At 47.4% G+C, this 15192-nt stretch carries 13 protein-coding genes; 8 read left to right on the top strand and 5 right to left on the bottom strand.

Features of this window, described 5'->3' with window-relative positions; genetic code table 11:
* The 4 genes from HUK38_RS15195 to glmS all read left to right on the top strand — a co-directional run.
* Window positions 1-182: hypothetical protein (locus tag HUK38_RS15195; protein ID WP_238787621.1), on the top strand; the 182-nt coding region annotated here is incomplete at its 5' end.
* A 279-nt stretch (window positions 183-461) separates the two neighbouring features.
* On the top strand, window positions 462-2333 hold the full coding sequence (locus HUK38_RS11600; protein ID WP_182584497.1) for a putative nucleotidyltransferase substrate binding domain-containing protein: 1872 nt from the start codon (window positions 462-464) through the stop codon (window positions 2331-2333).
* A gap of 52 nt (window positions 2334-2385) precedes the next feature.
* Window positions 2386-3042, top strand: coding sequence for a 3'-5' exonuclease (locus tag HUK38_RS11605; protein WP_182584498.1), 657 nt, complete (start codon window positions 2386-2388; stop codon window positions 3040-3042).
* Window positions 3043-3220: 178 nt separating this feature from the next.
* Window positions 3221-5056 (top strand): glutamine--fructose-6-phosphate transaminase (isomerizing), encoded by a 1836-nt coding sequence (gene glmS, locus HUK38_RS11610; protein ID WP_182584499.1) that lies wholly within the window; start codon window positions 3221-3223, stop codon window positions 5054-5056.
* A 204-nt stretch (window positions 5057-5260) separates the two neighbouring features.
* Here the strand turns inward: glmS and HUK38_RS11615 are convergent, their stop codons facing one another.
* Window positions 5261-6622 carry a TerD family protein gene (locus HUK38_RS11615; protein ID WP_238787624.1) on the bottom strand — a complete coding sequence of 454 codons (1362 nt, stop codon included), beginning with the start codon at window positions 6620-6622 and terminating at the stop codon, window positions 5261-5263.
* Window positions 6623-6649: 27 nt separating this feature from the next.
* Between HUK38_RS11615 and HUK38_RS11620 the strand changes: the two genes are divergently transcribed.
* Window positions 6650-7492 carry a DUF3050 domain-containing protein gene (locus tag HUK38_RS11620; protein ID WP_338065413.1) on the top strand — a complete coding sequence of 281 codons (843 nt, stop codon included), beginning with the start codon at window positions 6650-6652 and terminating at the stop codon, window positions 7490-7492.
* 124 nt (window positions 7493-7616) lie between these two features.
* The gene (locus HUK38_RS11625) at window positions 7617-7913 is read left to right on the top strand and encodes a TusE/DsrC/DsvC family sulfur relay protein (RefSeq protein WP_182584500.1); all 297 of its coding nucleotides are present in this window, start codon (window positions 7617-7619) and stop codon (window positions 7911-7913) included.
* A gap of 139 nt (window positions 7914-8052) precedes the next feature.
* On the opposite strand, the gene ribD is transcribed toward HUK38_RS11625, so the two are convergent.
* The 4 genes from ribD to HUK38_RS11645 form a co-directional block, all read right to left on the bottom strand.
* Window positions 8053-9198, bottom strand: coding sequence for a bifunctional diaminohydroxyphosphoribosylaminopyrimidine deaminase/5-amino-6-(5-phosphoribosylamino)uracil reductase RibD (gene ribD / locus HUK38_RS11630; RefSeq protein WP_238787622.1), 1146 nt, complete (start codon window positions 9196-9198; stop codon window positions 8053-8055).
* A 378-nt stretch (window positions 9199-9576) separates the two neighbouring features.
* The gene (locus HUK38_RS11635; protein ID WP_182584501.1) at window positions 9577-10227 is read right to left on the bottom strand and encodes a hypothetical protein; all 651 of its coding nucleotides are present in this window, start codon (window positions 10225-10227) and stop codon (window positions 9577-9579) included.
* 186 nt (window positions 10228-10413) lie between these two features.
* Entirely contained in the window at window positions 10414-11190 is a 777-nt protein-coding gene (locus HUK38_RS11640; protein ID WP_182584502.1) for a hypothetical protein, read from the bottom strand.
* Window positions 11191-11277: 87 nt separating this feature from the next.
* On the bottom strand, window positions 11278-11703 hold the full coding sequence (locus HUK38_RS11645) for a DUF350 domain-containing protein (protein WP_182584503.1): 426 nt from the start codon (window positions 11701-11703) through the stop codon (window positions 11278-11280).
* A gap of 194 nt (window positions 11704-11897) precedes the next feature.
* Here HUK38_RS11645 and HUK38_RS11650 point away from each other — a divergent pair, with 194 nt between their 5' ends.
* Both HUK38_RS11650 and HUK38_RS11655 read left to right on the top strand, forming a co-directional pair.
* The gene (locus HUK38_RS11650; RefSeq protein WP_182584504.1) at window positions 11898-13052 is read left to right on the top strand and encodes an alkaline phosphatase family protein; all 1155 of its coding nucleotides are present in this window, start codon (window positions 11898-11900) and stop codon (window positions 13050-13052) included.
* Window positions 13053-13137: 85 nt separating this feature from the next.
* Complete coding sequence (locus HUK38_RS11655; RefSeq protein WP_182584505.1) at window positions 13138-15078, top strand: OmpA family protein; 1941 nt, start codon at window positions 13138-13140, stop codon at window positions 15076-15078.
* The last annotated feature ends 114 nt before the right edge of the window (window positions 15079-15192 follow it).

Genomic DNA, 15192 nt, shown 5'->3' on the forward strand with positions numbered 1-15192 from the left:
ATAGTACAGTCGCCAAGATGATAAATGCGTGCTTCATTGATAACGCTCCACTCTGTTTAGCAATTCATTTTCAGCCAAATAGCATTGATTGCACCTTTCAAACCACTGATTTTTCAACGCAACCCTTGCCCACCATTCCTCACCAGCAGTTTAACCGCTCGATGAACATGCGTGAAATTTGATGATAGCAGCTATTTGCTTGTAATGCTATAGTTAATTCAAGATCACTTGATTGTAAACCGTTGCTGATTTAAGTAAGCGTTGTATTATAGTCAATCCAACATAAAATGACCACTAAAATAGCGCATAATCCCTTGATTACGCTTGCGCTACTGCAAGCAAATTATTATGGATCGACTATAAAACAAGTGAATTGCTCCTATGCGGTAGCGCGGCAACGTGCGCTTGCTTAAGTTCGCTGTATTAAATTCGTTTGGCATTCAACAGAGAGGTGTTAAATAATGGACATCGAATTAGTCGAAATCCGCGATTTTCTCTCTCAACACCCGCCATTTAATAGCCTGCCTAGTGCAATGCTGGATCAATTACCTAAACGATTAATCGTGCGCTATTTACGGCGGGGGTCTGCTTTTCCACCGAATGATGAGCCGGCACCACAGTGCTACATCGTGCGGCGCGGCGCAATTGAATTACGCGACGCACAGGGTGAATTGTCTAATAAACTTGCCGAAGGTGATTGCACCCTCGCGCTGTGCCAATCCGATGCGGTTAATCAGTCAGCATTAACGGGCATCACATCCGAAGATACACTCTTATATCTATTACCCTGCCACGAATTAGAACGGCTGCGCACACTTTCACCAACCTTTGCCGCGCATTTCGATCAATCCGTTTCCGAACGCCTGAGGCAAGCACTTGCGCAAATAAAAACCAGCCATTCTAATACCGATTTAATGACGGTCAAGGTACGCGATTTAATGAGCCCGCGTTTAATTGATACCCACCCCGACACCACAATTGCCGACGCGGCGCGGTTAATGCGTGATGGGCGTTGTTCATCATTAGTGATTAAAGATAAAGCCAATGAACAACTCGCTGGGTTAATTACCGTGCGTGATTTGCGCGACCGCTGTTTGGCGGCGGATTTATCACCCCAACGCCCGGTGCGCGATATGATGACAATCAATTTACACACCACAACGGCCGATACTCCAGCATTTGAAGCGTTATTAACCATGTCGCGCTTAAATGTGCATCATTTACCCGTGCTGCATGATAATCAAGTCATTGGCGTGATTTCAACGTCTGATCTGGTGCGTTTTCAAAGCACCAATGCCGTTTATTTGGTTAGTGATATTCATAAAGCCGAGCAACTTGACACGCTGGTTGCCATTAGTCGTCAATTACCCGCATTGCAAATTCATTTAATGAGTGCCGGTGCCACTGGCGATCAAGTAGGACAGGCAATGACGGCGGTCAGTGATGCAATTAGCCAGCGGTTAATTCAATTAGCGGAATTAACACTCGGGACGCCACCGGTGCCGTATTGCTGGTTGGTCGGTGGATCACAAGCGCGGCGTGAACAGACCATTCATTCCGACCAAGATAATGCGTTATTAATTGATGATGGCGCCACGCCAGAATGCGCAGAGTATTTCACCGCATTTGCACAATTTATTACAACAGGATTAAATGCCTGTGGATATGTGTTTTGTCCCGGCGATGTGATGGCGTCTAATCCAGAATGGCGGCAGCCGCGTTTAGTATGGCGGCGGTATTTCACTGATTGGATTGAACGCCCGCAACCGCAAGCCTTATTAAATGCCAGCGTATTTTTTGATTTGCGCTCATTGCATGATCCCGCGCAGTTGTTTCTATCATTACAACGCGAGATTTTACACAGCACGCAAACTAATCGGTTATTTATTGCATATTTGGCAGCTAATGCCATTAAACACCGCCCGCCATTAGGCTTCTTTCGCAATTTCGTTTTAATTCACGGCGGCGAGCATGACCATACGTTTGATTTAAAACTTAGCGGCATTGTGCCAATTATTGATATGGCGCGGGTCTATGCGTTATCGGCCGGCATCCCCGAGGTGAATACATTAGAGCGACTGCGAGCGGTGGCGGGTAGTCAAGCCTTGAGTCACAATGGCGCAGCTAATTTAATTGATGCAATGGAGTTGATTAGCACATTGCGGGTACGCCATCAAACCGAATGTTTACGCAATGGTCAACCAGTGAATAACTTTTTATCACCTGATGCGCTGTCGCCATTAGAACGGGGTCATTTGAAAGATGCGTTTGCGTTAATTGCAACGTTGCAAGAAGCATTGGGGCAGCGGTATCAAGCGGGTAAGTTTGGTTAATGTTACCCCTACTTAATTTTACCCCTAAAATAAGAATGCAAGGCATAAGGCAATGAACTGGTGGTGGCAACGACCAACTCACCCGTTAATACAAGCATATTGCCAAACCCCGCGCCCATCACGCAATTGGGACTATCAAGATGTGGGTTATGTGGCATTAGATTTTGAAACAACGGGATTAAATGCCAAACACGATCAAATTCTCAGCATGGGTTGGGTTATCATTCACGGTAATCGCATTGTATTAGCCAGTGCCGAACACCACGTTATTCAAATTGATCGCGCTATTCCCCCGACCAGCGCCGTGATTCATCAAATTACCGATGACCAAGCGGCACGCGGTCAATCATTAACCAGCGCACTGGAGGCATTATTACCGGTATTAGCCGGGCGCGTGTTAATTGCGCATTATGCCGAGATTGAACGCGAGTTTTTACGCCTCGCCTGTCGGCGTTTATATCACGCACGCCTACCGTTACCTTTTATTATTGACACCCAGTTATTAGCACAGCAGCGATTAGAACGCCATCACATTGTGTATATGGCAGCGGACTTGCGATTATATGCGTTGGCGGCGCGATATAATTTGCCGCGTTTAATGGCGCATCATGCGTTAAATGATGCGTTATTAACCGCTGAATTGTTTTTAGCATTAACTGCGCACCATGATCCTCATCAACGCCTCGCGCTCAAGCAATTACTGAGTTGAATACAGTTGACATGACAACGCGCTAAAAAATCACCATGTTCATTGTGTCATCTGTGCCATTCTGACTTAATATGGCATCATTACTATGATAACGATTGTTTTAAAAATTGTACCTGCTATTTGTATTAAACGACCGCTATCCATTGCGTTTCATTAATAACTTGCGCGAGGTTTCATTATGTGCGGCATTGTCGGTGCAATTGCACAACGACCAGTGGCAGCCATTCTTATGGCGGGACTAAAACGGCTGGAATATCGCGGTTATGATTCGGCGGGATTAGCGGTCATTGACGCCGCCAGCGGGCAATTAGATCGCCTACGCAGCTTGGGCAAGGTGGCGAATTTACAAGCCGCGCTGGCGGATCACCCACTGCGCGGCTACCTCGGCATCGCGCACACCCGCTGGGCTACGCACGGCGCCCCGTCGCCAGAAAACGCCCATCCGCACCAATGTCGCGGTCGCTGCGCCATCGTCCACAACGGCATTATTGAAAATCACGACATGTTGCGCGCCAGCCAATTATCCGCCGGCCACCGCTTCACTTCGCAAACCGACACCGAAGTTGTGGTACACGCGCTACATGACGCCCTCGCCGCTGGTCACAACTTAGCTGACGCGGTACGCACCACCTGCCAACAACTGGTCGGCGCCTACGCATTGGGCGTGATTGACACCGCGCACCCCGACCGCCTCGTCGCCGCTCGGAATGGCAGCCCGCTGGTCATAGGTGTCGGATTTGAAGAGCATTTTATCGCCTCCGACGTGTTCGCACTCCTGCCCGTCACCAACCGCTTCATCTTTTTAGACGACGGCGACGTAGCCGAATTGACCTGCACCACCTGTCGCATTTGGGATACAACGGGGCAAGAAGTTGCCCGCCCGATACGCACCTCCGTCGTCGCTGCCGACGCCGCCGAACGCGGACACTATCGCCACTTCATGCTCAAAGAAATTTTTGAACAACCGCAGGCAGTGCGCGACACGCTGGAGGGACGCATCACGTCCACGCAGGTATTGCCCGAGGCATTCGGCCCGCAGGCGGTCACATTATTCCCGCAAATTCAAGCAGTTACCATCGTCGCCTGCGGCACCAGCTACCACGCCGGCCTCGTCGCTCGCCACTGGATCGAGGGGTTACTCGGGCTGCCATGCCGCGTCGAAGTCGCCAGCGAGTACCGCTATCGTGCACAAATTGTGCCAACAGCGGCGCTATTTGTGACAATTTCGCAGTCGGGCGAAACGGCAGACACCCTCGCGGCGCTGCGGTTAGCGAAGCAGTCGGGTTATTTGGCGACGTTGACAATTTGCAACGTAGCGGAAAGTTCACTGGTGCGGGAGTCTGACTTGGCGCTGCTGACCCGCGCTGGGCCAGAAATCGGCGTCGCGTCAACCAAAGCCTTCACCACGCAACTTGTCGCATTATTGCTACTGACGTTGGCACTTGGACACGAGCGACGGTTGGATAGTGCATTTATGACACAGGCTGTCACCCTGTTGCGTAATGCACCACAAAAACTGGAAAAGGTGCTGGCACTCGATGAACAAATTGCTACACTGGCGGCGCAATTTGTTGAAAAACAACACGCGCTATTTCTCGGTCGCGGGGCGCAGTATCCAATTGCATTGGAGGGCGCATTAAAATTAAAAGAGATTTCCTATATTCACGCCGAAGCGTATCCAGCCGGTGAATTAAAACATGGCCCGCTGGCGTTAATTGATGAAAACATGCCGGTTATTGCCGTTGCTCCGAATAATGCTTTATTAGAAAAACTGAAATCCAATCTGGAAGAAGTGCGTGCGCGGGGCGGGCAATTGGTCGTTTTTACTGATGACCATGCGGCCATGACCGCCGATGCGCATGTACAATTATTGCGCTTGCCGCCAATAGATGATTTATTAGCACCGCTCTTTTTTACCATTCCGTTACAATTACTGGCGTATCACGTCGCAGTATTAAAAGGCACGGACGTAGATCAACCGCGCAATTTAGCTAAATCGGTGACGGTGGAATAAACAATCAATCTCCACCGATTATAAAAGCAGGGTTGTTAAGGGTTTAAGTTAATATAGTCGTCATTCCCGTAAAAGCGGGAATTCAAAATGCACCGTCTCTGGATTTCAGCACACGCAGGAATGACGATGTTGTTTGCGGATTTATTACCGTATTGGAATCAGGTTATCTTGGATTAATTATCATAAACATACCCCGCCTGCCGTTTAATTATGAATTAACATGTCCTCCAACACATGTCGCACCGTGTCATTATCAAACCCGCAACCAGTATCGCGTTTAATCACCAACCGTATTTTATTAATCACATCGTCAGTCAAAATAGCGCGAATCATATTTTCATGCGTCAACGCGCTGACTTCATTCCAAACTTTTGCAAGTAAGCCCTTGCGTGTCATGCCGTAACGGGAAATAAGCAATAACCGCTCGCAATCCTCCAAACGCATCTCAGGTAATAAATTGATTGCAAACACCAAATTGGCTGTCACCATATCCTGCGTTGAAATATGATAAACTCGCCAACTCACCAGATTAGTTAATAACGCCCAGCGAATTCCTGAATAAGCACCATAAGAAGTTGCTTGAAACACATGCTTATCTTTTAATGGCAATCCCGCCCGTTTGCTTTCGCAGACTAATAAATCTTGGTCATCAACGCGCAATACATAATCCGCTCGCCGACCTTGAATCGCCTGTTCAGTTTTAATGTCGGTCATGGCATAGCCAAGTAAATCGGTGAACATTCGGTCAAGAATCATCCGCGTATTGCTTTCATTGACTTGTTGCTCAGAAGCGGCTTTGATTTGTGGAATAAACTGCTTTAACGCCTGCTGCAATTCAACCACTTTTTCTTCCCAAATCTGTTTAGTGGTGCGGCGTTTACTTAAATAAACAGACTTGTCATCATTATTCATAGTCTCTTTCATTGGCGATTGAATAGTCACGCCTAACGATGCGGCAAGTGCATCCAAACCACCGGCATAACCCTGACCCACAGCGCGCAATTTCCAACCGCCTTGATAACGATACATTTCCGCCAAAATCAATGCCCGTTCCTGTTCCACTTGCGGCACGGCAAAGCGTAATAACTCTTCATTTTCACCCAATAAACAAATCACAATTGGCATCATCATGCTGCAACAAACTTGATCGTCCTGGACGGTCACGCTAAATAAAACTTTTTTTACATCATTCGGGATATGCTGAAGCGCGACGCGAAAAACACGGTAATGATGCTCAGTTTTATTTTCTAATGACACGCTGCCACATGGCGTCTCGGGTTGATTATAAAACACGAAATCTTGATTGCTCTTGACGACTCCGTTCATGTTAATTAAAAAAGCACTCACATCGAGATCGTGCGTTTGATGTTGCTGCCAACTAATGCCAACCGTGATGGTATTTTCTGATATGAGCGCATTCGCGCCTTGTTGCAACTCTATTCCCATCACAGCATCTCCAGTTATTGATTGATTGAGCGTGTTATTTGACAACGCCACCGAATGCGCACCCATTAATTCAATCCCGTTGACAAAACTTTTAGTCACATGACAATTCACATTGAACATCACGCGATCAATCCGGTATGATTGTCAATGTACTCACTGCCGCCGCTATTTTTATTCAAACAGGATGATTTCACTATGACGACTGATTATTTTGCTGACATTCAACCATTGCGTGATGAACTCAACTGTCATCCGCTGTACGCCGCGTTGCAAGATGAACACGACTTAAAAGTTTTTATGACGCATCATGTGTTTTCAGTGTGGGATTTTATGTCATTAGTGAAATACCTGCAACAACAACTCGCGCCATCTCAATATCCCTGGCAGCCACGCGGCAAAGCGGCGATTCGCTTTTTTATTAACCAATTGGTATTGGAAGAGGAATCAGATTCAATTGATTTGGGCGATGGTCATGGTATTCGTTATGGCAGTCATTTCGAATTTTATTGCGATGCAATGCGTGAAGTCGGGGCGGATGGTGACATGCCCATTCAATTCCTGAATCAGGTGCGGGATCGCGGACTTGAATTAGCGTTAAAGAATGACATGGTGCCACCGCCGTCGCGGCAATTCATGCAAACCACTTTTAAGTTTATTCAATCTAATCAACCGCATTGTGTCGCAGCGGCACTCGCTTTTGGGCGCGAGCAAGTCATTCCCGGCATGTTCCGTCAATTCCTATCGGCAATGGGAATTACGCCAACGCAAGCGCCGATTTTTCATAGTTATTTGAATCGCCATATCTATTTAGATGAGGATTTTCACGGTCCCTTGTCATTACAGTTATTAGCGCATTTTTGCAAAGATGATGCGCAGCGCTATAGCGAAGCGGCGGCGGCGGCCGCAACCGCTATTCGAGCACGTCTGCAATTTTGGGACGGCGTATTAGCGGCGATTGAACGCCAGCGCGGGCGGCGGGTGACAGCTTAATTGCGGTGCATTGCCGGCAAATTTTTATCGGCAATCGTGATTGAAAATGGTGCGTTGTGTCACCATCTTCTATCCAATCACGCTTGGGCAATTGGATTCACTAAAAATAACATGAGGTGCGGCGATGGCGATCACGGTTCCATTAGATAATGAAGGTTTTTTATTAAACCGCGACGATTGGACGGAGGCGTTGGCAATTGAATTGGCGCAGACGGATGAGTTTGACATGACCGATCAGGTGTTAGATTTTATTCGGTCTGCGCGGGCGATGTATGATGAAAACGGAGTGGTGCCACCCATTCGGATTTTTGCCAAAAAGCAGGGCGTGTCAACTAAAGATTTATACGATATTTTCAAAAAAGGACCAATGAAACTGATTTGTAAGTGGGGCGGTTTACCGAAACCCACTGGGTGCGTTTAATCGCGTCACTTGATTGGGTTTAATCAAACTTGGTAAGTTGTGCTGATAAAAATACCCCCGCGCTGATTAGTCGAGCGCGGGGGATTTTTTTGTTTGTGACAGTGCAGTTGATGTTGATAAATCAATTCTGTCTAATTGGTTATGCCGCGTTGATTGGCCGCAGGGTTAATCGCAAATCATTTCCCACCTGCCGCACGTCTTGCCATTCCAATTCAATGCGTTGATTCATTCGGTCAATACCCAGCAATGTAAATAACCCACGGCCGCTATCCCCGAGCAAATGCGGCGCTAAATAGATAATCAATTCATCAATTAACCCCGCCTGCATTGCCGCGCCTGCTAAAGTCGCGCCGGTTTCTAATAACACTTCATTACAACCCCGCGTTGCCAATTCACGCACGAGCGCCGTTAATTCAATTCGTCCGTCGGTGTTTAATTCACAGGCGAACAATTCTGCGCCAGCCGCAATTAACGCCGCCGCCCGTTCATTATTAACATCTGCGCCAGTGGCAATTAACGTTTTTCCCGGCAAGTGTAATAACTGCGCCGTCGGTGGGGTGCGCAATTGACTATCGGTAATCACGCGCAACGGTTGCGGCCATTGATGTAGATCGGTCAATTCAATTCCGGTTTCGGGATTGATACGCACCGTCAGCGCGGGATTATCAATTAACACCGTCCCCACGCCGGTCATAATTGCCGCCGACCGCGCCCGCCACCGTTGCACATCGCGCCGCGCCGCTTCGCCCGTGATCCAGCAACTTTCGCCGCTCGCCAGCGCGGTGCGCCCGTCCAAACTGGCCGCTAATTTGCATTTGACGAACGGCATACCGCTGGTCATGCGCTTGCAAAAGCCGAGGTTGAGCAGTTGCGCGGCGCGGTCGAGTACGCCGACGGTGACGGCGATGCCCGCGTGGCGCAACTGGGCGATGCCGCGGCCGGCGACCAGCGGGTTGGGGTCGGGCATTGCCACGACGACGCGGCGGACAGCGGCGGCGATCAGGGCGTCGGTGCAGGGCGGGGTGCGGCCGTGATGACAGCAGGGTTCGAGCGTGACGTAAGCGGTTGATCTAGCAGGATTTTCACCCGCCGCTTCGGCAGCCGCCAGCGCCAAGCGTTCGGCGTGCGGTTCGCCAGCGCGGCGGTGGTAGCCCGTGCCGATGACGCGCTCGCCCTGCACCAACACGCAGCCGACGCACGGGTTGGGCGCGGTGGTATAGCGTCCCAATTCGGCGAGTTGGATGGCGTGTGCCATGAAATGGGCGTCAACGGCGGCATGAGGCATTGGTTATTACCAACTGAGGATCGGGGCTGTTAAATTTGACGATCAAATCTACATTCCTCGTCATTCCCAACCCGACGGTATACCTGCAACCGTCGCATTCTGGTTTCCCGGGCAGGGCTGTTAAGTTCTTATTAACTGACAATCATTTTCAACACCATCGTCATTCCTGCATACGCGGGAATGACAGCTGTCTTAACTGAAGAACTTAACAGTCCTGCGGTTGCGCAGGAACGATGATAAAGTCCGTGTTGGTTATCAATTAATAAGAATTTAATAGTCCTGCTCCTGCCATTTGAGGAAATGGGTAATGTTTTCTAAAGCTAAGTAATTCTAACCTGATTTTACGAAACAACGTGTATTCAAAAAACATCAATAGAGTTAGTGCCTACGTTTGGAAGAATTATACACTTTTCTACCGCTAGCGCTATAGTGGTAAATGCCCCCTCGCGGTCCGATATAAATACCAGAATCATTTTCGATTTGAGGAATAGTTTTCTTACTACTGACAGTTGATTTTAGATAGGATGTAGTCGGAGATGATGACGTAGTTTCTTTCGATGACAGTTGCGATGTTGCTACATTTTCTGGCGGGGTCTTTGTCGGTTGCTTTGATTTTACTAGGTTTTCTTCCGTGGTAGCAATTTTTCTGAGTATAGTTGGTAAAGTAGCATGTAAATCTTTTACAATATCGTCTAACTCTTTTATTTTGGTTTTTTCCAGTATGGGAAAGCCTTTTTTAATACAGTTGTTATATGGTTTTAATCCATTATTATTAACGAAAATTTCAATTTGATTCATCATTTTTGAGCAATCAGGATTGGTATGTGAAGGTTTATTACTACAAAACTTAGTGTACATGTCAATTATTATTAAATCTGACTGAGTTTTTATTGCAATACTTTTGCAAAGATCGGCTTCAAGGTTCTCAAATTCTCCATGTTGCGCAATTGACATTTGCTGGGTTGCACACCCCACTAAAGCAAGCATAACGAAAAGTGATGTTATTGACTTTGTATTTAGAAAAAACATCAGCTAATACCTAAATATAGATTCTCTCAGCGAGCTTTTGATTTTATTACAATGTGTTCTTGAGCTACCATTTGGTAGAGCATTTTTCGACAGGATATTTTAAGTTTAAAAACCTTAAAATCTGGGAGATTAAAACTTCTAAATCCCTATCAATTAATGCACTACCCCATGTTTAACGATATGCACTCACCGCTGCTGCGATTTCAACCGTGCCAAGCGTTCAGTAGCGGACTGACTGCCCGGCAACCGCTGCCCACTCGCCGCCGCCAACGCCGCCGCAATGTTCGGATCATCCTGCTCAGGCCGCGTAGGCGCTAACAATTTCGCCTTCGCCGCCGCCGCCTGCGCCTTCGCCAAATCCGTCGCCGCCGCATCCTGCATCGCCTTGAGCGCCACGTTCAAACTACTGGTAGTGCTACTTAATCCAGCCGCCCGCCGCGCCGCCTCCGCCTGCCGTTCCGCCACCTCACGCTGCTGTTCCGCCCGCCGCATATCACGTTCCGCCTGTTCCAACTGCGCCCGCGCTGCCCGCAACTTGCCGCCCGCATCCGCATAGGTTTGTTCCAACATCATTAAAAATGATTGCGCATCCTCTGCCTCACTTGATTCACGTTCAACCTCGGGCGTCATTTGCTCCAACATGTCTAATAACGTAGTTAAACTCCTTTCCAATTGCGCTTTACGGGTGAAATCCACTTCACTCGCCAATTGGATTTGTAATAATTCAGCCGCGGCCATGCGTTGATTCAATAACAATCTAATCGCATCCGCCTCTTTCTTTTCACGTTCATAGGTAGCGCGGGCGCGAGCCACTTCCAAACCCAATTCATCTAAATGCTCTTCCATTGACCGTAATTCAGCCGCCGTCGCGCCCTGCGGATCCCAGCGTACCAACGCTTCTAATCCCGCCTGCATGGTTTGATCGGTTTTAACCCCGACGAAATTGCGAATAAAACTAAACATCAGTTTGTGTCCTATCAATTCAAATGAAACAGTTTAACTTAAGCATTACAGCAAATGAATATGAGGGCAAAGTTCAATGATTCAACCCTACCCAACCATCGCCCCAGCGTTGAGTAATGCAATCGCTAGTTGCACCCCGACTAATACCGCAGCAATGGCAATATTGCCCTGTTCAATTGCGCTGCGAAACCCACGAAATAACACGGTCGCAATAGTCACGGTCAATAACTGCACCAAAATCGCAATGATGCCCCACAGCATAATATCCAGCCAAATATGATTGGTCGCCAACGTCGCTGCCAATGGAATAGTAATGGACACCAATGCGCCGCTCAATGCCAAGCCGGCCGCGATATTCCCCTGCGCAATCAATTCACGTTCATTAAATGGTGTAATCACCATATACAAAGCAGCGCCCAGCGCCAATAAAACAAGCGTTGTCACAAAATGTAATAGCAGAATTGGCAAACCGCTATTGAGCGTCTGCCATAACGTGGCAAATAAATCAGCCATTGTTCAATGCCCCTGTGTCTGTGATTGAAAAAATGCCGTATGATTAGTCATCATTGCGTCGTCAAAATTGCAATTGTACGCTGTCGGCATTATACAATAAACTGCTTACACATACAGCGCCGGCGGGGCAACTTGACAAATACAACTCCCATTAATCACCGCATCATACGCGGACAAACTCACGTCAATTCAACATGATATTACCGAATTATCACGACGGCAGTCTAGTCAATCTTATGGCGGCTATTCAACGCGCCCGCGGTGGTAGCACCAGTGTACCTGATCCTGACTTATTATCCGCAAACCAATTAAATAATACCCATCATTTAGTTCTGTTGGTCATAGATGGATTAGGCTATGATTGGCTGCAACGTCATTCTCCTGCGGGTATTCTTAATCGGCATTGTATTGGATCATTAACCTCGGTATTTCCCACGACCACTGCCGCCGCCATCACTACTTTTTTAACCGGCGTCGCCCCGCAACAACACGCGATTACCGGCTGGTTCACTTGGCTACGCGAATTAGGCTGTATTATGCGTGTATTGCCAGGACAACCGCGTTATGGTGGCGTTGATTATCAACGTGCCGGCGTTGATTTAAGCAAGTTATTTCACCAACCGCCCGTGTTTAATCGCCTTCCCTGCGCTACAGCGGTGATCTCCCCACGCGAAATTGCCTATTCACCGTTTAATCAAACTCATCGCGGCTGCGCCGAGTTAATCGCCTATAATAGTTTACAAGATTTATTTTCTCACATCCAACAGGCGGTACACACCTTGCCCGCGCCCAGTTATATTTACGCCTATTGGTCACGATTAGATAGCGTTGGTCATCATCATGGCATCAATAGCGCGGCGTCAATTGCGCATTTAGGCGAATTAGAAAGCGAAATCACCCGCTTAATAAAACAACTGGCCGGCACTGACAGCGTGTTATTGGTCACTGCCGATCATGGTCAAATTGATTCCACTCTAGCAGATGAAGTGCAATTAAGTGATCACCCAGTACTTATGAATTGCTTACAGATGCCGTTATGTGGTGAACCGCGTGCCGCGTTTTGCTATGTCCGCCCTAATTATGTTGACACCTTTGTTAATTATTGCCACGATGTATTGGGCGAGCAATTCACGCTTTATCGTAGCGCAGAATTAATTGAAAATGGCTGGTTTGGCATGGGGGCTGCACATCCTGAACTAATTCACCGCATTGGCGATTATCTATTATTAGGACAAGGGCGGGCAGTGATTCGTGACCGATTATTGACCGAACAGCCTTTTACTCAAATTGGGGTGCATGGCGGATTAAGTCGTGACGAGTTATTTGTGCCCTTGTGTGTATTTTCTTAACTATTTGCATGATGTTTATCTCGTGCAAACGGTATTAGTGAATACGTTTTTTTATTAATACGTCTATCTATTGGAGATGAAGACCATGCCCGGATTCAAATCTGCTTTCAGCAAAGTTTTATTTTGGTTTTTTCCACTTGCACTCTGCGCGACCGGTGGCGCATTTTATTTTTATGCGCAGCATTTGCATAAAACACTTGCAATACAAACCACTCAGCTCGCTGAACAAACACAGCAATTACAACAATTGAATCGTGAACGCTCACAATTCAATAATGAGCGCGATGGTTTGCAAACACAAGTACAGCAACTGGAAACCGCATTAAACGCTGAACGTAGTGAAGCATCCCATATTCAAACCGAATTAAACCAGCAATTGGCGGCGCGTGATCAGCAATTGACTCAAACTCAAACGGCGGCGCAAAAACAGTTACAACAAACACAAACGGAATTAAAACAGGTACAGGAACAATACCAACAATTATTAACCCGACATGATGAAGCCAAAAATACTGTACTGCGATTAGAAGAAAATCTTGCGGGTGTGCAAAAAGCAATGCTGGCAGCGGCAACTGAACATAAAGCGCGCATTGCAGCATTAGAAAAGCATTTAAATGAGCGCGTGACCTTATCTGCCATTATTCCCAAAGATGCTGATGTCATTAAGGCGGCCCGCTTGGCGGGGGTGTTATTAGACGAGGATCCAATTAAACAAACTTTGACTAATACGCGCAAAGCATTAGAGGATTTAGAGCAACGCTATGCTGCATTGAATGAACGTTATCAGGCAATACAGGCGAGTCAAAAAACTGCAACGACTGAAGCTGCTAAAACGCATGATAAACATGCAAAAGATCATCAGCAAAATGATAACTCGAATGATAAATTAATCGCTGCTGAAAAACAGATTGCCGAATTAACAGTGCAATTGAAACACGAACAAGAGCGGTCAAGTCAATTAACCAGTGCTGAAAAACGGATTGTTGAATTGACGGCGCAACTGCAACGTGATGAGCAACAAGCGAGTAAATTGGCAGACGCAGAGCAGCGAATTATTGAATTAACTGAACAATTAAAACAAGCGCCATCAAGTACGCAATTGGTGGATTTGAAAGCGCAACTTGAACTGACGAAAGCACAACTTAATCAACAGATTGAACAATTCGCGGCAGTGCAGCAGCAATTAGTCAGTGAACAACAGCGGGCAGAGTCAGCCGTGCGTGATTATGCGACATTAAAAACGCAATTTGAGTCGATGCTGCAAGATCACTCCGCATTAAAAACGCAATTCACTGAGAATAAAAATCAGCAAGCAACCTTAATTCAAGAATTGGAACATGCACGTCACATCCGCGAGGCATTGGCGCAGCAATACACAGCACAGTTAATGGAGTTAGCAACCGTTCAAGCGCAATTGGCGCAATTAAAACAATCAGCAGCGGCACCATCGGATCAAGCTGCGATTGACGCGGCGGCGCCCACTCAAACTGCTGCAATTGGTAGCGCGTCTGCAACAGTGGTAGATAAGACTACTTCCACCGCTTTGCCGTCAGAATCCGCGTCATCAGAAGCGACTTCGGCGCCGGTGTGTCATGTTACTGATCTCATCGCTGATCTGGCTGTTGAACAAACGCAACGTGGTTTATTGTTGACAGACCTCAATGCTGAATTGCAATTTGCTAAAAGTTCAGCCGAATTGATGGCAGTTGCCATGCCCAAATTAGAACGTATTAGTGTGTTATTAGCGCAGCATCCCGAAATCATTATTCAAATCGAGGGGCATACTGATAGTCTGGGTGATCCTGTTTTTAATCAATCATTATCGCAAGCGCGAGCAGAAGCGGTATTGGCGGCATTTACTGCACATGGCGTTAATCCAATGCAATTAACAGCAGTTGGTATGGGTTCAAAAAGACCATTGGCGACTAATCAAACTGCCGCTGGGCGCAGCCGTAATCGGCGAGTTGAAGTGTATCTTGGTTTATCCGATGCGGCGCGTACTGCGTGTCAGGCGACAGCGCAGTAATGATTGACGAGTAATGAATGTCTAATGCAGGTGAGCTTGCGGATCAATGCCGCAACAAGTGACGCGGACCGCAAGCTCGTTGTATTACTCATAATTGCTGTCAAGTGAAAACCC

Origin of the sequence: Thiospirillum jenense (assembly GCF_014145225.1) — a bacterium.
In the GTDB taxonomy this organism is placed as follows: domain Bacteria; phylum Pseudomonadota; class Gammaproteobacteria; order Chromatiales; family Chromatiaceae; genus Thiospirillum; species Thiospirillum jenense.

What these genes read in the sequence shown, in the direction of transcription:
- HUK38_RS11600 (WP_182584497.1), top strand. Translation starts at nt 462, where the DNA reads ATGGACATCGAATTAGTCGAAATCCGCGATTTTCTCTCTCAACACCCG.
- HUK38_RS11605 (WP_182584498.1), top strand. Translation starts at nt 2,386, where the DNA reads ATGAACTGGTGGTGGCAACGACCAACTCACCCGTTAATACAAGCATAT.
- glmS (WP_182584499.1), top strand. Translation starts at nt 3,221, where the DNA reads ATGTGCGGCATTGTCGGTGCAATTGCACAACGACCAGTGGCAGCCATT.
- HUK38_RS11615 (WP_238787624.1), bottom strand. Translation starts at nt 6,622, where the DNA reads ATGTTCAATGTGAATTGTCATGTGACTAAAAGTTTTGTCAACGGGATT.
- HUK38_RS11620 (WP_338065413.1), top strand. Translation starts at nt 6,650, where the DNA reads ATGTACTCACTGCCGCCGCTATTTTTATTCAAACAGGATGATTTCACT.
- HUK38_RS11625 (WP_182584500.1), top strand. Translation starts at nt 7,617, where the DNA reads ATGGCGATCACGGTTCCATTAGATAATGAAGGTTTTTTATTAAACCGC.
- ribD (WP_238787622.1), bottom strand. Translation starts at nt 9,198, where the DNA reads ATGCCTCATGCCGCCGTTGACGCCCATTTCATGGCACACGCCATCCAA.
- HUK38_RS11635 (WP_182584501.1), bottom strand. Translation starts at nt 10,227, where the DNA reads ATGTTTTTTCTAAATACAAAGTCAATAACATCACTTTTCGTTATGCTT.
- HUK38_RS11640 (WP_182584502.1), bottom strand. Translation starts at nt 11,190, where the DNA reads ATGTTTAGTTTTATTCGCAATTTCGTCGGGGTTAAAACCGATCAAACC.
- HUK38_RS11645 (WP_182584503.1), bottom strand. Translation starts at nt 11,703, where the DNA reads ATGGCTGATTTATTTGCCACGTTATGGCAGACGCTCAATAGCGGTTTG.
- HUK38_RS11650 (WP_182584504.1), top strand. Translation starts at nt 11,898, where the DNA reads ATGATATTACCGAATTATCACGACGGCAGTCTAGTCAATCTTATGGCG.
- HUK38_RS11655 (WP_182584505.1), top strand. Translation starts at nt 13,138, where the DNA reads ATGCCCGGATTCAAATCTGCTTTCAGCAAAGTTTTATTTTGGTTTTTT.